General features: G+C 71.0%; 16 protein-coding genes. 9 read left to right on the forward strand and 7 right to left on the reverse strand.

Annotated features, from left to right (window positions below; genetic code table 11):
* Positions 1-11: 11 nt before the first annotated feature.
* Positions 12-1,265: an outer membrane protein assembly factor BamB family protein gene (locus tag QSK37_RS38505; protein WP_285630966.1), complete on the reverse strand. Its 1,254-nt coding sequence runs from the start codon at positions 1,263-1,265 to the stop codon at positions 12-14.
* 173 nt (positions 1,266-1,438) lie between these two features.
* On the opposite strand from QSK37_RS38505, the gene QSK37_RS38510 reads away from it, so the two are divergent.
* Positions 1,439-2,398, forward strand: a complete 960-nt coding sequence (locus tag QSK37_RS38510) for an alpha/beta hydrolase (protein WP_285574145.1) — start codon at positions 1,439-1,441, stop codon at positions 2,396-2,398.
* On the opposite strand, the gene QSK37_RS38515 is transcribed toward QSK37_RS38510, so the two are convergent.
* A complete protein-coding gene (locus QSK37_RS38515) occupies positions 2,361-3,167 on the reverse strand; it encodes a GntR family transcriptional regulator (protein WP_285630969.1) in 807 nt (268 codons plus the stop codon). The two genes, QSK37_RS38510 and QSK37_RS38515, sit on opposite strands and share 38 nt — an antisense overlap.
* A 125-nt stretch (positions 3,168-3,292) precedes the next feature.
* Between QSK37_RS38515 and QSK37_RS38520 the strand changes: the two genes are divergently transcribed.
* Positions 3,293-3,784: an ATP-binding protein gene (locus QSK37_RS38520; protein WP_285630973.1), complete on the forward strand. Its 492-nt coding sequence runs from the start codon at positions 3,293-3,295 to the stop codon at positions 3,782-3,784.
* Between the two features lie 19 nt (positions 3,785-3,803).
* Here QSK37_RS38520 and QSK37_RS38525 read toward each other — a convergent pair whose 3' ends face one another.
* The 3 genes from QSK37_RS38525 to QSK37_RS38535 form a co-directional block, all read right to left on the reverse strand.
* Positions 3,804-5,471, reverse strand: a complete 1,668-nt coding sequence (locus tag QSK37_RS38525) for a serine/threonine-protein kinase (RefSeq protein WP_285630975.1) — start codon at positions 5,469-5,471, stop codon at positions 3,804-3,806.
* A gap of 154 nt (positions 5,472-5,625) precedes the next feature.
* Positions 5,626-6,960, reverse strand: a complete 1,335-nt coding sequence (locus QSK37_RS38530; protein WP_285630978.1) for an MFS transporter — start codon at positions 6,958-6,960, stop codon at positions 5,626-5,628.
* A 124-nt stretch (positions 6,961-7,084) separates the two neighbouring features.
* Positions 7,085-8,674: an MFS transporter gene (locus tag QSK37_RS38535; RefSeq protein ID WP_285630981.1), complete on the reverse strand. Its 1,590-nt coding sequence runs from the start codon at positions 8,672-8,674 to the stop codon at positions 7,085-7,087.
* A 142-nt stretch (positions 8,675-8,816) separates the two neighbouring features.
* Between QSK37_RS38535 and QSK37_RS38540 the strand changes: the two genes are divergently transcribed.
* Positions 8,817-9,455 carry a TetR family transcriptional regulator gene (locus QSK37_RS38540; RefSeq protein WP_285630984.1) on the forward strand — a complete coding sequence of 213 codons (639 nt, stop codon included), beginning with the start codon at positions 8,817-8,819 and terminating at the stop codon, positions 9,453-9,455.
* Positions 9,456-9,459: 4 nt separating this feature from the next.
* Here QSK37_RS38540 and QSK37_RS38545 read toward each other — a convergent pair whose 3' ends face one another.
* Positions 9,460-11,487: a HelD family protein gene (locus QSK37_RS38545; RefSeq protein ID WP_285630987.1), complete on the reverse strand. Its 2,028-nt coding sequence runs from the start codon at positions 11,485-11,487 to the stop codon at positions 9,460-9,462.
* Between the two features lie 135 nt (positions 11,488-11,622).
* Here QSK37_RS38545 and QSK37_RS38550 point away from each other — a divergent pair, with 135 nt between their 5' ends.
* The gene (locus tag QSK37_RS38550; RefSeq protein ID WP_285630989.1) at positions 11,623-12,588 is read left to right on the forward strand and encodes a quinone oxidoreductase family protein; all 966 of its coding nucleotides are present in this window, start codon (positions 11,623-11,625) and stop codon (positions 12,586-12,588) included.
* On the opposite strand, the gene QSK37_RS38555 is transcribed toward QSK37_RS38550, so the two are convergent.
* Entirely contained in the window at positions 12,578-12,982 is a 405-nt protein-coding gene (locus tag QSK37_RS38555) for an NUDIX hydrolase (RefSeq protein ID WP_285630992.1), read from the reverse strand. The genes QSK37_RS38550 and QSK37_RS38555 overlap by 11 nt on opposite strands.
* 61 nt (positions 12,983-13,043) lie before the next feature.
* Here QSK37_RS38555 and QSK37_RS38560 point away from each other — a divergent pair, with 61 nt between their 5' ends.
* The 5 genes from QSK37_RS38560 (at position 13,044) to QSK37_RS38580 (ending at position 17,570) form a co-directional block, all read left to right on the forward strand.
* Positions 13,044-13,244: a PaaI family thioesterase gene (locus QSK37_RS38560; RefSeq protein WP_285630995.1), complete on the forward strand. Its 201-nt coding sequence runs from the start codon at positions 13,044-13,046 to the stop codon at positions 13,242-13,244.
* 96 nt (positions 13,245-13,340) lie between these two features.
* A complete protein-coding gene (locus tag QSK37_RS38565) occupies positions 13,341-14,351 on the forward strand; it encodes a LacI family DNA-binding transcriptional regulator (protein ID WP_285630997.1) in 1,011 nt (336 codons plus the stop codon).
* A gap of 105 nt (positions 14,352-14,456) precedes the next feature.
* Positions 14,457-15,767, forward strand: coding sequence for an ABC transporter substrate-binding protein (locus tag QSK37_RS38570; RefSeq protein ID WP_285631000.1), 1,311 nt, complete (start codon positions 14,457-14,459; stop codon positions 15,765-15,767).
* Positions 15,764-16,735: a carbohydrate ABC transporter permease gene (locus tag QSK37_RS38575; RefSeq protein WP_285631003.1), complete on the forward strand. Its 972-nt coding sequence runs from the start codon at positions 15,764-15,766 to the stop codon at positions 16,733-16,735. The genes QSK37_RS38570 and QSK37_RS38575 overlap by 4 nt, the downstream gene beginning before the upstream one ends.
* Positions 16,728-17,570, forward strand: a complete 843-nt coding sequence (locus QSK37_RS38580; protein WP_285631006.1) for a carbohydrate ABC transporter permease — start codon at positions 16,728-16,730, stop codon at positions 17,568-17,570. Before QSK37_RS38575 ends, QSK37_RS38580 begins: the two co-directional genes overlap by 8 nt.
* Position 17,571: the final 1 nt, after the last annotated feature.

A 17,571-nucleotide genomic window follows, 5' to 3' on the forward strand; every position in this document is an offset into this window, starting at 1 on the left:
CCGGACCGTCGCTATGCGGCTGCGGGATGGAAGGCGGGCGGCTGATCGTCCTCGTTCACGATGCCGCCGTAGGGGCCGACGAGCGACGGCGCGGCGCCCGGCGACGTCCCGCGGTCCTGGCCGCTCCGGGCGTCGATGACGACGGGCCCGTTCGGTGTGGTGCCGTAGACGGCGCCGTGCCAGGCGGTGGTGACGGTGGGCGCGATCCTGCCGTCCGTCGGTAGCCGCCACAGCAGTTTGGCAGTCGCCGTGTCGAACGCCATCACGGTGCCCGTGGTGGTGCAGACGGTCACCGACCGCTCGTCGTAGACACAGTCGTAATTGACCTTGTGGTCCGGCCAGGAGAAACGCGTCTTTCCCGTGGCGGCGTCCACCAGGCCCTCGGTGTCGTCTCCGCTGTTGATCGCGACCAGGCCCGGACCGGCCGGCTGCCCCTTGTAACTGCCGGTGTAGATCTCTTTCGTCCTCCAGCGCTCAACCTTGGTCACCGTGTCGATCGAGTGCAGGGTGTAGTAACCGCTGCGCATGAGGTTGTTGATGTCGCGGCCCGTGCCGGCGATGACCTGTCCGTCGGCGACGGCGAAGGCCGTCATGTCGCGCTCGAACCAGCGAATTCGATGCGCCGCCGGATCCTCGACCAGGGTCACGTCCCCCTCTGTCCCGTTCAGCATGATGACGATGGCCTTGTCGTCGGCTCCGACGAGCCACTGCTGCGTGAACTGTTCCGCGTCGTCGTCGCCCTGCGCCGGCCGCACCGGCAGCGGGAGGGTGTCATCCCGCACGACTCGGCCGGTGGCCGGGTCGGCGGCCAGCACCTCGACGACCTTTTTGGCGGGCGTCGTTCCCTGCCCCGGAATCGTGACGTCGAACAGGCCGACCAGGTACGGCCTGCCGCCCATCGTGGCGAGCAGAGGCTGGATGCCCCCGCCGCTCACCTCCCCGCCGGACCCGGGCCTGGCGGTCCAGGACAACTCGCCTGAGGGCAGATCGACCGCGTGCAGCCCTCCGTCGCTCTGGAAGTAGGCGGTGCGTCCCGACACGATCATGTTGTTCGCGCCCTTCGGCTCCTCCGGGGTCTGGGAGAAGGTCAGCGGCCGGCCGTCCGGGGCGAACCCCACCGGCGGGTCGAAGTGCGGCGCCGCGCTCGAGGACTTCGCCGCGGGCGCCGACCCGGGCCGGGAACTCCCTGTTTCATCGCAGCCGGAGAGCACGGTGATCAGGGCCAAGGCGACGGTGACCGTCGTGCCGCGCCGATTCAAGTTCATTCCCATCCTGTCTCCGGGCGAGGTGTCGGACGTTCGCGTGAAGATCCGTAGGAATGTTAAGGCACTTAACGGAGTGATGCGCCATTACGAGAGAAGATTCCGTCCGTCCATGTCCGGTCTTCTGTGATCTCGGTCGTGTTCTCGGAGAAGGTCTGGCCCTACGCTCATCCGTCATGGAACCGGATGTTCTGGGCGCGGACTACGAGGCGCTGCGGCTGAGTTTCGAGGACGACGGCGAGGGTGAGGTCGTCGCGACGCTGGTACGCCGGCGCGCCCCCGGGCGTAAGGCCGTGCTGTACGTCCACGGCTTCGTCGACTACTTCTTCCAGGCGCACCTCGCGGACTTCTACGTCGAGCGCGGCTACAGCTTCTACGCGCTCGACCTGCGCAAGTACGGCCGGTCGCTGTTGCCGCACCAGACCCCGTACTTCGCCCACAGCATGGCCGACTACTTCCCCGAGCTCGACGAGGCGGTACGGCTGATCCGGGAGGAGAACGACGTACTGCTCGTCAACGGGCATTCGACGGGCGGGCTCATCACGGCGCTGTGGGCCGACCGGGTGCGCGGTCAGGGGCTGGTCGACGGGCTGTTCCTCAACAGCCCTTTCCTGGAGCTGAACGTCCCGGCGGCCGTGCGGGTGCTCGCCGGGCCGCTCGTGCGCGCGGCCGCCCGGGTGCGGCCCAAAGGGGTGTTCCCGGCCCCGTCGGCGGAGTCGTACGTGCGGACCATCCACCGCGACCACGACGGCGAGTGGGACTTCGACCTGGCCTGGAAGCCCGAGAAGGGCACCGTGCGCCTGGGCTGGCTGGCCGCGATCATCCAGGCGCACCGGCAGGTGCACGCCGGGCTCGCCATCGACGTGCCGGTGCTCGTGATGGCCTCCACGCGCAGCGCGCGCCGCAAGAACGACGACCGGACCAGTGCGGACGCCGTGCTGAACGCCGACGACATCGCCCGCTGGTCGACGCGGCTCGGACCGCACGTGACCTGCGTGCGGGTCGACGGCGGCCTGCACGACCTGTCCCTGTCCGCCGCGCCGGTACGGGAACGGTTCTTCGCGGAACTGGACCGCTGGCTGGCGGCCTACATGGACGTCAGAACTCCTGCTGCCCACCCTCCTGGCTCACCGTGAAGATGTGCCGGCTCGCGGCGCAGACCGACTCGAGGATGTGCACCGGCGTGTCGTCGGTGGAGTAGGACGCCCGCAGCACCTGGACGGCCCACTCGCCCAGGTCGAGCTCCAGGGCGTCGGCCTCCGGGCGCGTCGCGGGCCGGGCCATCAGGGTCTCCTCCGCGTGGCCGAAGGCGTGCCCCAGCTCCTCCAGGCACTCGCGCAGCGAGGGCCGGACGGGGCCCGGCTCGGCCACGGGCGTGCCCGCGAACAGGTCGGCGCGGAAGTAGGAGGTGACCAGGCGCACCGGCACGTCGTCGGCGAGGATCAGCCGCCGGCGCGCGATGACCTCGTCGCCCGTCTGCACGCGCAGGCAGGTCGCGACGTGCTCGCTCGACGGCTCGGTGCCGACGAACAGCACGCGGTGACCGGGGCGTACGCCCTGGCGCTCCGCCGCGGTGACGAACGCGGCCCCGTTGCCGAGGGCGCCCGGCGCGCTGGGCAGCGCGCGGTGCACGATGACCTGCGGTCTGGTCTCCGGCGGCGGCTGTGGAGCGCGCGACGCCGGGCCCTTGCGCATCTGGGAGATGCGGCCGGGCGAGACGCCGAGGACGCTCGCGATCTCTTCTAGCCGGTGACCGCTCTCGCGGGCTTCGGCGATCGCCTGGCGGCGCATGCGCGCCGCCTCCTCGACGAGGTTCTGCTGTTCGGTCATGGCCCGGCCCAGCGCGCTGGCGCGCTCGATCGGGTCGGAGATCGTGGCGATCTCATGGAGGGTGTTGAGGTTCACTGCGTCGGCACTCCGGTGTTCGAGACGAACTCGGCCCCCTGTTGCATGGTCACACATTGTGGTCGTATGCTCACAGCATAGTTCCTTTACCCTCCCTAAAACTCGGCGTGAAGGGTGATGTCGCCATGCGCGAAACACCGTTCGGTCATCCCCGCGAGCGTGATATAGGCGAAACGGACCCCGGTGGCGGGATCGATGCGGGCACCGGGCGGTCCGGCATCCCGGCCGGCGCCGGCGGGCCGGTGCTCGGCGCGATCACGCTCGCCCGCCGGCCCGAGGAGGTGGCGACCGCCCGCCGGTTCGTCGCCAAGATCCTCGGCGACCGGCCCGAGACCGCCACCGCACTGCTGCTGACCAGCGAGGCGGTCACCAACGCGGTGATCCACACCACCGGTCCGGCCGTGACCGTCGCGGTCGCCGAGACCGCCGCGGGCCTGCGCGTGGAGGTCGGCGACGGCGGGGCCGGCACCGTCCCCACGCTCCATGAGCGCGGCGACCTCCCGGCGGACGGCGAGCTCCGCGAGGGCGGCCGGGGCGTGCTGCTGATCCGGCGGCTCGCGGCCCGCTCCGGCTTCCGCGCCGACGAGAGCGGCCTCACCTACTGGTTCGAGTTATGAGACCGGGGAGGCGGTGAGGTCAGTCGATCTGGGCCAGGTCGAAGTTGTCGAACAGCACCTGGGTGCCGTCGCTCGCGCCGTTGTCGAGCCGGGCCATCAGGCCGGCGCCGCCGTTCGCCAGGGGAGCGTCGTCGTCGGTGGTCTCGGCGGCGAGCTTCCCGTTGACCCACAGGCGCAGGCGGACCTCCTTGTCGTCCTGCTCACACGCCGCTTGCAGGCGGTTCTTCGCACCCTTCTTGAACCCCGGCGCGGAGTTCTTCCGCACCAGTTCCTTCGACCCCGCCTTGCCGGCCTCCTTGCGGATCAGCGCGCCCCGTCCGTCGGCCCGGACGAAGAAGTCGTAGGAGGACGAGTCGCTGCCGTCGCCGGCGCCGCGGCAGTAGACGCCCATCAGACCGTACGGCGGGCTCTGCTTGACCGTCGCGTCCGCGCTGACCAGGAGCCTGGTCGGCAGAGCGTTGTCGACCGGAGCCTTCGACCACTGCTCCGCCGAGACGCCGCCCGCGTCGATGCGATAGCCGGTTCCGTAGTAACCGCTGTCGGCGATCCACGTCGAGCCGGACCAGCCGGAGTTCGTGTTGGAGAAGTCATCGGAGAAGACCGTGGTGGGATTGGACGGCGGCCCGCCGTCCCGCGTGTCCAGGTACACCGCGCCGCCCACCAGGGCCACCAGGACGACCACGGCCGCGGCCAGCACGGGCGGCCGCCGCCACAACGGCTTACCGGACGGCGCCGGCGCCTGCCCCGGCCACGCCTGCGTCCGCGATCCGGGCGGAGACCATCCCTGCGTCTGGCCCGTTCCGGGTGGCGGCGGGCCGTCCGGCACCGTGTGCGCCCACGTGCGGCCGATGGTCTCGGCGGCGGCGGACGCCTCGGCGTGCGGCCGGCCGGTGAGCACGTCGAGCAGCTCCTGCGCGGAGGGACGCCCCGCCGGGTCCTTGGACAGGGCGCGGGCCACCAGGTGCCGCAGGCCCTCGTCCAGACCGTCCAGAGACGGCTCGCCGTGCGTGATCTGGTAGAGCACGGACGGCACGGTCGGGCCGTCGAAGGGCGCCCGCCCCGTGCCCGCGAAGGCCACCACGCACCCCCACGCGAACACATCGGACGCCGGTGAGGCCTTGCCGCCGGAGATCAGCTCCGGCGCCATGTACGCCGGGGTGCCGATGAACTGGCCCGTGCGCGTCGCGCCGGACACGGTGTCCAGGGCGCGCGCGATGCCGAAGTCGATGACGCGGGGGCCGACGGAGGACAGCAGGACGTTCGCCGGCTTGAGGTCGCGGTGCACCACCCCGGCGCCGTGGATCGCCGTGAGAGCGGTGGCGACGCCGACCGCCAGGTGCTCCAGGCTGGAGCCGCGCATCGGACCGCTGCCGGTGACGAAGTCATGGAGGTTCGCGCCGTCGACGAACTCGGTGACGACGAACAGGGTCTCGCCCTCGAGCTCCGCGTCGAGCACCGGGGCGGTGCAGAACCGCCGGACCTTGCGGGCCGACTCGACCTCCCGGCGGAACCGGTCGCGGAACGTCTCGTCGTCGGCGAGCTCGGGACTGATCACCTTGACGGCGGCGCGCTCACCCGTCGCGGACTCGGCGAGGTAGACGATGCCCATCCCACCGCGTCCGAGCCGCCCGACGATCCGATAGTCCCCCAGCTGTTGCGGATCGCTGGGCCGCAGAGGGCTTGTCACGTGGTTTTGGGTCACAGCGGTCCAGATCCTCCCGTGTCAACAGTCGATAAGACTAGTGGGCGGATCGCGCTGGTTCCCGGTGATTGATGCCGAGTGCGATTGAGCCTTGTCAAGGAAAAACGGCGGCGGCCCCTCGCGGGGCCGCCGCCGAGAATCACGCGTAGACGGCGTCGTCGGTGATGTCCACGCGGGAACGGTCGGGCAGCAGGGCGGTCGCGATCAGCGTCAGCACGGACGCCAGCACCATCATCGCCGAGATCGCCCACCAGCCGTAGTCGTGCAGCAGCCAGGTCGCCAGCAGCGGCGCCGGCCCACCGGCGATCACCGAGGCGAGCTGGTAGCCGATGCCCGCGCCGCCGTACCGGAGTTTGGTCGGGAAGACCTCGGCGATGAGCGAGGCCTGCGGCCCGTACTGCAACGCGTGCGGCACTTCGGACAGCATGACGGTGAGGAAGATGACCACGCCGATGCCGGTATTGATCAGTGCGAAATATGGAAAGGCGATGATCGCGGTCAGGAGTGCCCCGGCGGCGTAGACCCGTTTGCGGCCGAGCGAGTCGCTGAGGTGCCCGGCCACCGGAATGATGACCAGCGCCACGATGGCGGCGGCCGCCACCGCGTTCAGCGCGAACGTGTTGGACCGGCCCGCGTCCTTCTCCATGTACGTCAGGGCGAAGGAGGTGAAGATGTAGAAGGGCGCCTGCTCCGAGCAGCGCAGCAGCGCGCTCAGCACGATCTCCTTGGGGTGGCGCCGGACGACCTCGGCCACCGGCACCTTGGCGACCTGGCGCTTCTCCACGACCTCGGCGAACAGCGGCGTCTCCATGACGCGGAGCCGCACCCACAGGCCGATCGCGACGAGCACGAGGCTGAACAGGAACGGCAGCCGCCAGCCCCAGTTCTTGAACGCGTCGCCGCTCGCGCTCGCCACCGAGGACATCGCGACCGTGCCGAGGATCAGCCCGATCGGCACGCCCATCTGCGGCCAGCTCGCCATGAGGCCGCGTTTCTTACGATCGCCCCACTCCATCGAGAGCAGGACCGAGCCGCTCCACTCGCCGCCGACCGCGACGCCCTGCAGGACGCGCAGCACGACCAGCAGGATCGGCGCGGCCACGCCGATGGAGTGCGTGCCGGGCAGCACGCCGATGAGCGCGCTGGACAGGCCCATGACGACCAGCGTGACGATCAGCGTCGCCTTGCGGCCGAGGCGGTCGCCCCAGTGCCCGAAGATCGCCGCGCCGACGGGGCGCGCGGCGAATCCCACGGCGTACGTCGCGAACGACGACAGCGTCCCGGCGTAGTCGCTCGACGACGGGAAGAAGACGTCCTTGAAGACGACCGCCGCCGCGGTGTTGTAGAGGAAGAAGTCGTACCACTCGATCGATGTGCCGACCACGCTCGCGATCGCGGCCATCCGGACCTGCGCTCCGCGTTCGTCGTCGCCGAGGGAGCGTGCTCGCCGTGCCTCGCCCGGCTCCAGGACCATGGATCCTCCTGTCGCCCCCGATGATCGATGAGAAATCGCCAGGACGTTTACCCGGGTTTCGGGCGACAGAACGCACCTAAAGTGACGAAAAGCATGCCGGACCGTTGGCAAGCCCGGTACGACGTCACACGAGAGCCGCGGCTCCCTCCACCTGACGCCCGGCCCGTACGAGCAGGCTGAGCAGCGCGGCCACGAACATGATGCCGGCGCTGGCCGTGAACGCCAGGTGCATCCCGTCGATGAATGACAGGTTGCTGGCCCGGACCAGCAGCCGGGCCACCTCCGGCCGGGTGTTCGCGGGCACGGGCGCGACACCCTGGGAGATGGCCTCCTTCATCAGGTCCACCTGCGCGGGGGTCGGCACCGGCAGGCCGGCCTCCTTCATGTGGCCCGGCAGCACGTTCGCCACCTTGGCGGTCATCACCGCGCCGAGCACGGACGTGCCGAGCGCGCCGCCGACCTGCATCGCCACCTGCTGGAGCCCGCCCGCGACTCCGGCCAGGGCGACCGGGGCGTTGCCGACGATGATGTCGGTGGCGGCCACGAGCACCGGGCTCAGCCCGATGCCGAGCAGCGCGAACCACGGCGTCATCGCCCAGAAGCCGGCCTCGACGCCGATGTGGGTCAGCCCGAGGAACGCGATGGCGGCGAACACCATCCCGGCGACCAGCGGAACACGCGGCCCGACCTTGCTGATCAGCCCGCCGGCCGCGGGGGAGGCCACCATCATCGCGAGCATCATCGGCAGCAGCCGTACGCCGGTCTGCACGGGGGACAGCAGGTGGACGCTCTGCAGGTAGAAGGTCAGGAAGAACATCCCGCCGAACATCCCGAACGCCATGAGCATCATCAGCACGGCGCCGACCGACAGCGGGACGGACCGGAACAGCCCGAGCGGCAGCAGCGGCTCGCGGGCCTTGGCCTCCCGCAGCACGAAGAAGGCCAGCAGCACGACGGCCGCGCCCAGGAACGCCAGCGTCTTCACGTCGCCCCAGCCGTACGACGGCGCCTTGATCACGGCCCACACGAGCGAGAACAGCGTGCCCGACAGCAGCAGGATGCCGGGGATGTCGAACGAGGAGCCCCGGTCGCCACCGCGGGCGTTCACCAGGAACAGGCCGCCGACCACCAGGGCGACGACGCCGACCGGGACGTTGATGAAGAACACCGACTCCCAGTTGATGTGCTGGACGAGCAGGCCGCCGGCGATCGGGCCGGCCGCGGTCGAGGCCGCGATGCAGGCGCTCCAGATGCCGATGGCCAGGTTGAGGCGCTCGGCCGGGAACGCGGCCCGGAGGAGTCCCAGCGCGGTCGGCTGGAGCATCGCCCCGAAGAGGCCCTGGACGACGCGCAGGGCGATCATCAGCCCGATGTCCTTGGACAGGCCGATGCCCGCCGATGCGAGGGCGAAGCCGACGACGCCGATGAGGAAGACCGGCTTGTGGCCGAGCCGGTCACCGAGCTTGCCCGCGGTGATCAGCGACACCGCGAGCGCGAGCAGGTATCCGTTCGTCACCCACTGCAGGTCCGGCAGCGAGGCACCGAGGTCGCGGGAGATCGCCGGGTTGGCGATCGCCACCACCGTGGTGTCGAGGGTGACCATGATCACGCCGAGTGCGACGGCGATCAGCGTCAGCCAGGGATTGCCGTGCCCGCGTCGGGCCGTACGGCCGGATGCGGCGGGTACGGAGTGCTGTGCGACCGGCTGAGACATCCATCCCCCTCGATCGGTATGAGCGCGGTCTCCTCTGAAAGTTATGGCAGCTACTGACAAATGACAAACGTCTCCGAAGAGTCACTTGCTGTCATATGGCAGAATCTGAAGGAGAAAGGGAGGCGAGAGCGCAATGGCAGGCATGACCGACGCCCAGGTCGCCGGCCTGCGCGAACGCAAGAAGCAGCGGACACGCTGGGCGCTCGTCGACGCCGCGCTCGACCTGTTCCTGGCCAAGGGCTACGAGGCGACCACGATCGACGAGATCGTCGCCGCGGTCGACGTGTCGCAGCGCACCTTCTTCCGGTACTTCGCCGGCAAGGAGGACATCGCCCTGTCCTTGCTGACCGGCTACGACACCCTCTTCATCGCGGCCCTGGCCGAGCGCCCGCCCGGTGAGCCGCCCGTGGTCGCGCTGCGGGCCTCGCTCGACGTCTCCCTCGACGCCATCCGCGAGAGCGACGATGCGGACACGGCGCGGTTCCGCAAGCTCCACCGCCTGATCGACGGCACGCCCAGCGTCGCCGCCGGGCAGCTGCGCAGGTTCGCCGAGACCGAGCAGGCCGCGGCGCGGATCCTCGCGCGGCGCGCGGGCGTCGACGAGGTGACCGATCCGCGGCCCCACCTGGTGGTCGCCGCGTTCATGTCGGTCGTCCGGGTGGCCTACGAGACCTGCGTACGGGACGAGATCACCGAGCCCGCCGAGGTCGTGCCCCGCGTGCGCGGGCTCGTCGCGCTCGCCGCCGAGACACTGCCCGGCGCCTGGTCCGCGGTGCCCTGAGCCGTCAGGCGAGGGGCGCCGGAAGGTCGCGGGTGTGCAGCACGGTCAGGTGCGACACCGCGCGGGTCAGCACGACGTACAGCCGCCGCAGCCCCGGCGCGACCCCGCCGTCGCCGGGCGCGACGACCGGCTCGGCGTCGGCGATGTCCGCGGGTTCGACGACGATGACCTGGTCGAACTCCAGGCCCTTCGCCTGCGTCGCGGGCGTGAGGACCAGGCGCGCCCCGGCGAAGCCGTCGGTGAGCGTCACGTGGTCGAGCCCTTCGGCGGTCAGCAGCCGGGTGAGCGCGGGCACGCTCGCGTCGGCCGTGATCAGGCCGACCGAGCCCTCGTCGGCGAGCGCCTCCCGGCAGGCGGCCACGACCGCCGCGTCCGCGTCGCCGCCGTCGACCCGGCGGATCTCCAGCGAGCCCGGAGCGGAGCGCACGGAGGTCGGCGGGGCCAGCCCCGGCGCGATCGAGGGCAGCAGCCGGCTCGCGAAGTCGATGATCTGGCGCGGCACCCGGTAGCCGCGGTCCAGGACGGTGCGCTCCGCCTCCGGCTTGCCGAGGTGGCGCAGGAGCGTCGCCCAGTCGCCGACCGCCCACGGCGTCGTGCCCTGGGCGATGTCGCCCAGCACCGTGGCCGAGCCGGTCTCGCACCGCCGTCCCACCGCGCGGCACTCCATCGCGGACAGGTCCTGCGCCTCGTCCAGGACGACGTGGCCGAGGCTGGGCGTCCGGCTGATGATGTCGGCCGCCTCGTCCACCAGCACCGCGTCCGCGCGGGACCAGCGGGCCGACTTGGGGCCACGGGCGGGCCGGTCCCACAGCAGCGCGACCTGCTCGTCGGCGTCGAGCAACCCGTCGGCCGCCGCGGCGAGGAAGTCCGCGTCGGACAGCAGCCGCATCACGACGCGCACGGGGTCGAGCGCCGGCCAGGCCTGGTCGACCATCGCCTTCACCGGCCGGGTGCGGCGCACGGCCTCGTGCGTACGGTCGTCGCACGCCTCGCCGGCCGACTCCATGCGGACGAGGATCGCGTGCGCGATGCGGTGGGAGAGCAGGTCGCGGCCCGCGCCGTACCGGACGCCGCGGGCCCGCAGCTCACCGGCCAGCTCGGCGACCTCGTACGCCGGGATCCGCCAGCGCCGGGTGCCGCGCGGCAGCACGAGCGCCTCGTCCGGCTCGCGCAGGTGGCTCCAGACCGCCCGCCGCAGCACCTCCGCCATCCGCGCGTCGCCCTTGATCCGCGCGGTCGCGGGGTCGTCCCGCCCCTTCACCGGCACGGCGTCGAGGAGCCCGTCGAGGGTCTCCTGCTTGACGTTGATCTCGCCGAGCGCGGGCAGCACGCCGCGGATGTAGTCCAGGAACGAGGCGCTCGGCCCGATGACGAGCACGCCGCCGCGGCGCATCCGCTCGCGGTGCGCGTAGAGAAGGTAGGCGACCCGGTGCAGGCCGACCGCGGTCTTGCCGGTGCCGGGCGCGCCCTGCACGCACAGGGTGTGCTCGGCGCCGGCCCGTACGATGTCGTCCTGCTCGGGCTGGATCGTGGCGACGATGTCGCGCATCGGGCCCACGCGGGGGCGTTCGATCTCCTCGATGAGGATGCGCGACTCCGCCTGCGTGGTGAAGTCCTCGTCCTCGAACGCGGTCAGCTCGCCGCCGGAGTAGCCGAACCGCCGCCGCAGCACGAGGCCCATCGGGTCGGCCGTGCTCGCCTTGTAGAACGGCCGGGACATCGGCGCCCGCCAGTCGATGACCAGGGGTTCGCCGCCGTCGTCGTGGACGTGCCGGCGGCCGATGTAGAGGCGCTCGCCCGGATGGTCGAGGCGGCCGAAGAACAGAGCGGTCGAGGGGTCGTCGAGCAGCGCCTCCGCGCGCTTGGCCAGGTCGCGCGCCAGGACCTCCGCCGACACCCAGTCGCCGGCGGACGAGGCGTCGAGCGTGAGGACGTTCTCGCGCATCCGGCCCAGCGCCGCCCGGGAACGCCGGAGATAATCGCGCTCGGCGGTTATCTCGGCCTCGATGTCCTCGGCTTCCTGGGCAGGCATGACAGAACCCTTCCGGTCGGTGGGGGAGCGCAAAGTCACCAACTTAGTACGGGAGACGCGGCGGGCTCACCTCAATTTCCCCGCCGCCCGTGCGCTAAGTTCGAACGGGATCGAACCACCGCTCTGGGAGGTCACATGCGTGCGATCGTCATCACCGAGTTCGGCGGATCCGAGGTGCTCCGGGCCACCGACTACGAGGACCCGCGGCCGGGCCCCGGCGAGATCGTGATCGACCTCATCGCGAGCGGCGTCAACTATCGCGACACCTACGAGCGCACCGGCGCGTACCCCAAGGACCTCCCCTACGTCCCCGGCCTGGAGGGCGCGGGCCGGGTCAGCGCGGTGGGCGAGGGCGTGACCGGCACCGCCATCGGCACCGCCATCGGCGACGTCGTGGTGTCGGCCGACATCCAGGGCTCCTACGCCGAGCGCGCCGTCGTGCGCGCCGACCGCGCCGTGCCGGTCGGCGACGCCGACCCCGAGCAGGCCGCGGCCGTGTTCCTCCAGGGTCTGACCGCCCACTACCTCAGCCACTCGACATACGCCATCAAGCCGGGCGACATCGCCCTGGTGCACGCCGCGGCGGGAGGCGTCGGGCTGCTGCTCACCCAGATGATCAAGCTGCGGGGCGGCCGTGTGATCGGGACGGTCTCCACGGAGGAGAAGGAGAAGCTCGCCCGCGACGCCGGCGCCGACGAGGTGGTGCGCTATGACAACTTCGCCGAGGAGGTGCGCCACCTGACCGGCGGCGTGCACGTGGTGTACGACGGTGTGGGCAAGACGACCTTCGACGACAGCATGTCGGTGCTGCGGCCCCGGGGCATGCTGGCCCTCTACGGCGCGTCGAGCGGCCCGGTGCCGCCGGTGGACCCGCAGCGGCTCAACGCCGCCGGGTCGCTGTTCCTCACCCGGCCCACCCTCGTCCACTACACCGCCACCCGCGAGGAGCTGACCCTGCGCGCCCAGGACCTGTTCGGCTGGATCGCCGCCGGCGACCTGTCGGTGCACATCGGCGGGCGCTATCCGCTGGCGGAGGCCCGGCGGGCGCACGACGACCTGGAGTCGCGCCGCACCACCGGCAAGCTGCTGCTCATCCCCTGACCGGCGGGAGCACCCTCCACCGGGTCAGCGTCTCCACCAGGCCGGGGCTGGCCGGGAGGCGGCGCAGCTCCTCCGGGGCGACCCATCGGGCGTCGGACGCGTCGTCGCCGGGCGTGAGCGTGCCGCCCGTCACGACCGCGGCGTAGTCGTGGATGTCGTAGGTCACCCCGGCCGGACCCGCGCGCTCCACCGACCCGACGAGGCGGCCCGGCGCGACGACCAGGCCGGTCTCCTCGGCCAGCTCCCGCGCCACCGCCTCGGCGTCGGACTCGCCCGCCTCGACCCGCCCGCCCGGCAGCGACCACAGGCCCTCACCCGGGGGATGCCCCCGGCGGATGAGCAGGAGCCGGCCCTCGGCGTCGTGGACGATCGCCCCCACGCAACGCACGTGCATGCCGACAGAATGCCCCCATGAGCGACCGCCGCGCACGCTCCGGGACGAAAGGGGATTCGGCATGACCGCACTGGAGCCGTTTCAGGACAAGCGGATCCGCGACAGCATCGCGCGCCAGACGCTGCTGACGACCCTGGGCGTCGAGGTCGTCGAACTGGCCCCCGGACGGGTGACGCTGGGGCTGCCCTTCCGGCCGGACCTGTGCCAGCAGAACGGCTTCCTCCACGCCGGCGCCACCCTGATGGCGATCCCCCGTCCCTGACGCCCTGCGCGCCGGGGCATCGCCACCGGTCATCGCGTTACAGTTGTCCTCTCAGGAAAACCGGTTAAGTGAGCGCCGGCACATGGGGGAGTCCGAATGAAGCGTCCCACGATCGCGGACATCGCCCGGCGTGCCGGCGTCACCAAGAGCACCGTCTCGTTCGCGCTGAACGGCCGGCCCGGAGTGTCGGAGGCGACCCGGGCCCGCATCCTCGACATCGCCCGCGAGATGGGCTGGCAGCCGAGCCGGACCGCGCGGGCCCTGTCCGGCGGGCGCGCCGGCGTTCTCGGCCTCGTCGTGGACCGGCCGGCCCGCACGCTCGGCGTCGAGCCCTTCTACATGCAGCTCATCTCCGGCATCGAGGCCGAGCTGTCGAGCCGCGACACCGCCCTGCTGCTCCAGGTGACCGACGACGCCGGCGCGCAGGAGGCGACGTACCGGTGCTGGTGGGCCGAGCGCCGCGTCGACGGGGTCTTCCTCGTCGACCTGCGCGTGGACGATGAGCGCACGAAGGTCCTGGCCGAGCTCGGCATGCCCGCGATCGTGGTCGGCGGCCCCCACGGCCTGGGCGGCCTGCCGGGGCTGTGGAACGACGAGATCGCCCCGGTCCGCGCGGTCTTGGAGTACCTGGTGGCACTCGGACACCGGCGCATCGCCCGGGTCGCCGGGCTGCCCGGCCTGTGGCACACGGTCATGCGCGACGAGGCGTTCGAGCGGATCGCCCGCGAGCTGGGCGTGACGCCGTCCGGGGGCACCGCCGACTACACCGGCGACGCGGCCGCCCGCGTGACGCGGCGGCTGCTCGCCTCCTCCGCCCCGCCGACCGCGATCGTCTACGACAACGACGTCATGGCCGTCGCCGGGCTGGGCGTCGCGGCCGAGATGAACATCCGCGTCCCCGACCGGCTGTCCATCGTCGCCTGGGACGACTCGGTGCTCTGCCGGCTCGTCCACCCGCCGCTGACCGCCGTCGGTCTCGACATCGCCGCGTACGGCGCGGAGGTCGCGCGGCGCCTGGCCGACCTCGCGGCCGGCCGGCCGGTGACGAGCGCCTGCCACGCGACGGCGGTCCTGTCGCCCCGGGGAAGCACCGGACCGGTCCGCTGACGCCGTCTCACATCACCTGTTGACGCTAAACCGGTTTAGTGGTCCGATGCATGGAACCAGAGCCGGGGGCGTCCTCACACGACTGACGGGTGACGGGAGACACAGGTGAAGGCACGCGGAATCGCGGCACTCGCGGCGAGCGTCACGCTCGCCGCCGGGTTGTCGGCCTGCGGGAGTGGCGGAGGCGACGACTCGTCGCCCAAGTCCCTGACCTACTGGGCGAGCAACCAGGGCCGCAGCATCCAGCAGGACCAGCAGGTGCTGGGGCCGGAGCTGAAGAAGTTCGAGGCCAAGACCGGTATCAAGGTCAAGCTCGAGGTGATCGGCTGGCCGGACCTGCTCAACCGGATCCTCGCGGCGACCTCCAGCGGCCAGGGGCCGGACGTCGTCAACGTCGGCAACACCTGGTCGGCCTCACTGCAGGCGACCGGTGCCTTCCAGCCCTTCGACGACGCGACCATCGCCAAGGTCGGCGGCAAGGCGAAGTTCATCCCCTCGACGCTGACCTCGACCGGGGCGGCCGGTAAGCCGCCGGCCTTCGTGCCGCTCTACGGCCTGGCGTACGGGCTGTTCTACAACAAGAAGCTGTTCGCCGACGCGGGCCTGAAGCCGCCGCAGAGCTGGCAGGAACTGGTCGCCGACGCGAAGAAGCTCACCGATCCCGCCAAGAAGCAGTACGGCGTCGTCATGGAGGGCGCCAGCTACACCGAGGGCGCGCACTTCGCCTTCATGTTCGGCCGGCAGAACGGCGCGAACCTGTTCCAGGGCGGGCAGCCCGGCTTCGACTCCCCGCAGATGGTCGCCGGGGTGAAGCAGTACGTCGACCTGATGGCCGGGCAGAAGGTCGTCAACCCGAGCAACGCGGAGTACCTCAACGACGCCGACATGCTCAAGGACTTCGCCGCGGGCAAGGCCGCGATGATGATGATCCAGAGCTACGCGCCCAAGGGTCTCGCGGAGAACGGCATGAAGGCCGGGGAGTTCGGCGTCGTGCCGATCCCGGCGCCCGACCCACTGCCGCCCGGCGGGCACAAGGTCAGCAGCCACGTCGCCGGCATCAACATCGGAGTGTTCAAGAACACCAAGAACAAGGACGGCGCCCTCAAGCTGATCGACTTCCTGACCAGCCCCGACGAGCAGAAGATCCTCGACACCCAGCTGGGTCCCCTGCCGGTGGTGCAGCAGGCGTACAACGACCCGAAGTTCCAGACGCCGGAGATCAAGACGTTCCGGGACATCCTCGCCAACGCCTCGGAGACCCTGCCGATGATCCCGCAGGAGGCCCAGTTCGAGACGCTGGTCGGCAACACCGTCAAGCAGCTGATCGCCGACGCCGCCGCGGGCAGGCCCGTCGACGATCAGACCATTCAGAGCCGCCTCGCCGCCGCGAACAAGAAGATGCAGTCCGGCGGATGAGCCGAACCGTCACCGCCCCCGGGGAGGCGCCCTCGCGCGCCCCGGGGGCACCCGCCCACCGGGTCCGCAGGCCCCGCCGCGCGCTACTGCCGTACCTGCTGGTCCTGCCGGCGCTCATCGCCGAGTTGGCCATCCACGTCATCCCCATGCTCGTCGGCGCGTGGATGAGCCTGCTGCACCTCACCCAGTTCTTCATCCGCAACTGGACCGCCGCGCCGTACGGCGGCCTGACCAACTACCGCGTCGCCGTCGACACGAACGGGCCGGTCGCCAAGGACCTCATCCACTCCTTCCTCATCACGGTCGCGGTCACCGTCCTGGTCGTGGCCCTGTCGTGGATGTTCGGGCTGGCCGCCGCGGTCTTCCTGGAGAAGCCGTTCCGCGGACGCGGTGTGCTGCGGACGCTGTTCCTCGTCCCGTACGCGCTGCCGGTCTTCACCGCGGTGATCACCTGGCGGTTCATGTTCCAGCGCGACAACGGCATGGTGAACGCCCTGCTGTCCGACGAGCTGCACCTCGCCCACGGCCATCCGTTCTGGCTGCTCGGCGGCAACAGCTTCGTCGCGATCGTCGTCGTGAACGTCTGGCGGCTGTGGCCGTTCGCCTTCCTCACGCTGATGGCCGGCCTGCAGAGCATCCCCGGCGACCTGTACGAGGCGGCGGCGATCGACGGCGCGGGCTTCGCGCGCCGGCTGCGGTCGGTGACCCTGCCGCTGCTGCGGCCGGTCAACCGGGTGCTGCTGCTCGTGCTGTTCCTGTGGACGTTCAACGACTTCAACACCGCCTACGTCCTGTTCGAACAGCCCCCGGCCGACGCGGACATGATCTCCATCCACATCTACAACGCCTCGTTCCTCACCTGGAACTTCGGCCTGGGCTCGGCGATGTCCGTGCTGCTGCTGGCGTTCCTGCTGGTCGTCACGCTCGGGTACCTGGGCGCCGGTCGGCTGAGGAGCCGTCATGCGTGAGTCCTCGGCGGTGCGCTGGGCGCGCCGGGTCGTGCTGACCCTCCTGACGGTCTTCACCGTCCTGCCGCTGTACGTGATGGTCGTCTCGTCGGTCAAGCCCCTGCGGGACGTGCAGGGCGCCTTCCACTGGATCCCGACGCACGTGACCGTACGGCCGTTCGTCGACATGTGGCACACCGTGCCGCTGGGCCGTTACTTCATCAACAGCCTGGTCGTGTCGGGCTGCGCGACGGTCTGCTCGGTCATCATCGCGATCTTCACCGGATACGCGGTCAGCCGGTACCGCTTCGCCGGCCGCGGCACGTTCATGACGGCCGTGCTGTCGACGCAGATGTTCCCGGGCATCCTCTTCCTGCTGCCGCTGTTCCTGATCTTCGTCAACATCGACCGGTACACCGGCATCACGCTGTACGGCAGCCGGCTCGGGCTGATCATCACCTACCTCACCTTCGCGCTGCCGTTCTCGATCTGGCTGATCGCCGGCTATTTCGACACGATCCCGCGCGAGCTGGACGAGGCCGCGCGGGTGGACGGCGCCGGGCCGATGCGGACGCTGTTCCGGGTCATCCTGCCGGTGGCCGCCCCGGGCGTCGTCGCGGTCGCCATCTACGCGTTCATGACGGCCTGGGGCGAGGTGCTGTTCGCCTCCGTCCTCACCGACCACGCGACCCGCACCCTCGCGGTGGGCCTGCGCGAGTACTCCAACCAGGGGCAGGTCTACTGGAACGAGGTGATGGCCGCGTCACTCGTCATCAGCCTCCCGGTGGTGGTCGGCTTCCTCGCACTCCAGCGCTTCCTGGTCCACGGGCTGACCGCGGGCGCGGTCAAGTCCTGAC

This window comes from Actinoallomurus iriomotensis (genome assembly GCF_030269445.1).
GTDB lineage: Bacteria > Actinomycetota > Actinomycetes > Streptosporangiales > Streptosporangiaceae > Actinoallomurus > Actinoallomurus iriomotensis.

Bases quoted from the DNA above. Each gene is read 5' to 3' on its own strand.
- QSK37_RS38540 (WP_285630984.1), top strand. From the start codon at position 8,817: ATGACCGACGCCCAGGTCGCCGGCCTGCGCGAACGCAAGAAGCAGCGG.
- QSK37_RS38545 (WP_285630987.1), bottom strand. From the start codon at position 11,487: ATGCCTGCCCAGGAAGCCGAGGACATCGAGGCCGAGATAACCGCCGAG.
- QSK37_RS38575 (WP_285631003.1), top strand. From the start codon at position 15,764: ATGAGCCGAACCGTCACCGCCCCCGGGGAGGCGCCCTCGCGCGCCCCG.
- QSK37_RS38505 (WP_285630966.1), bottom strand. From the start codon at position 1,265: ATGAACTTGAATCGGCGCGGCACGACGGTCACCGTCGCCTTGGCCCTG.
- QSK37_RS38520 (WP_285630973.1), top strand. From the start codon at position 3,293: ATGCGCGAAACACCGTTCGGTCATCCCCGCGAGCGTGATATAGGCGAA.
- QSK37_RS38550 (WP_285630989.1), top strand. From the start codon at position 11,623: ATGCGTGCGATCGTCATCACCGAGTTCGGCGGATCCGAGGTGCTCCGG.
- QSK37_RS38535 (WP_285630981.1), bottom strand. From the start codon at position 8,674: ATGTCTCAGCCGGTCGCACAGCACTCCGTACCCGCCGCATCCGGCCGT.
- QSK37_RS38510 (WP_285574145.1), top strand. From the start codon at position 1,439: ATGGAACCGGATGTTCTGGGCGCGGACTACGAGGCGCTGCGGCTGAGT.
- QSK37_RS38555 (WP_285630992.1), bottom strand. From the start codon at position 12,982: ATGCACGTGCGTTGCGTGGGGGCGATCGTCCACGACGCCGAGGGCCGG.
- QSK37_RS38560 (WP_285630995.1), top strand. From the start codon at position 13,044: ATGACCGCACTGGAGCCGTTTCAGGACAAGCGGATCCGCGACAGCATC.
- QSK37_RS38565 (WP_285630997.1), top strand. From the start codon at position 13,341: ATGAAGCGTCCCACGATCGCGGACATCGCCCGGCGTGCCGGCGTCACC.
- QSK37_RS38580 (WP_285631006.1), top strand. From the start codon at position 16,728: ATGCGTGAGTCCTCGGCGGTGCGCTGGGCGCGCCGGGTCGTGCTGACC.
- QSK37_RS38530 (WP_285630978.1), bottom strand. From the start codon at position 6,960: ATGGTCCTGGAGCCGGGCGAGGCACGGCGAGCACGCTCCCTCGGCGAC.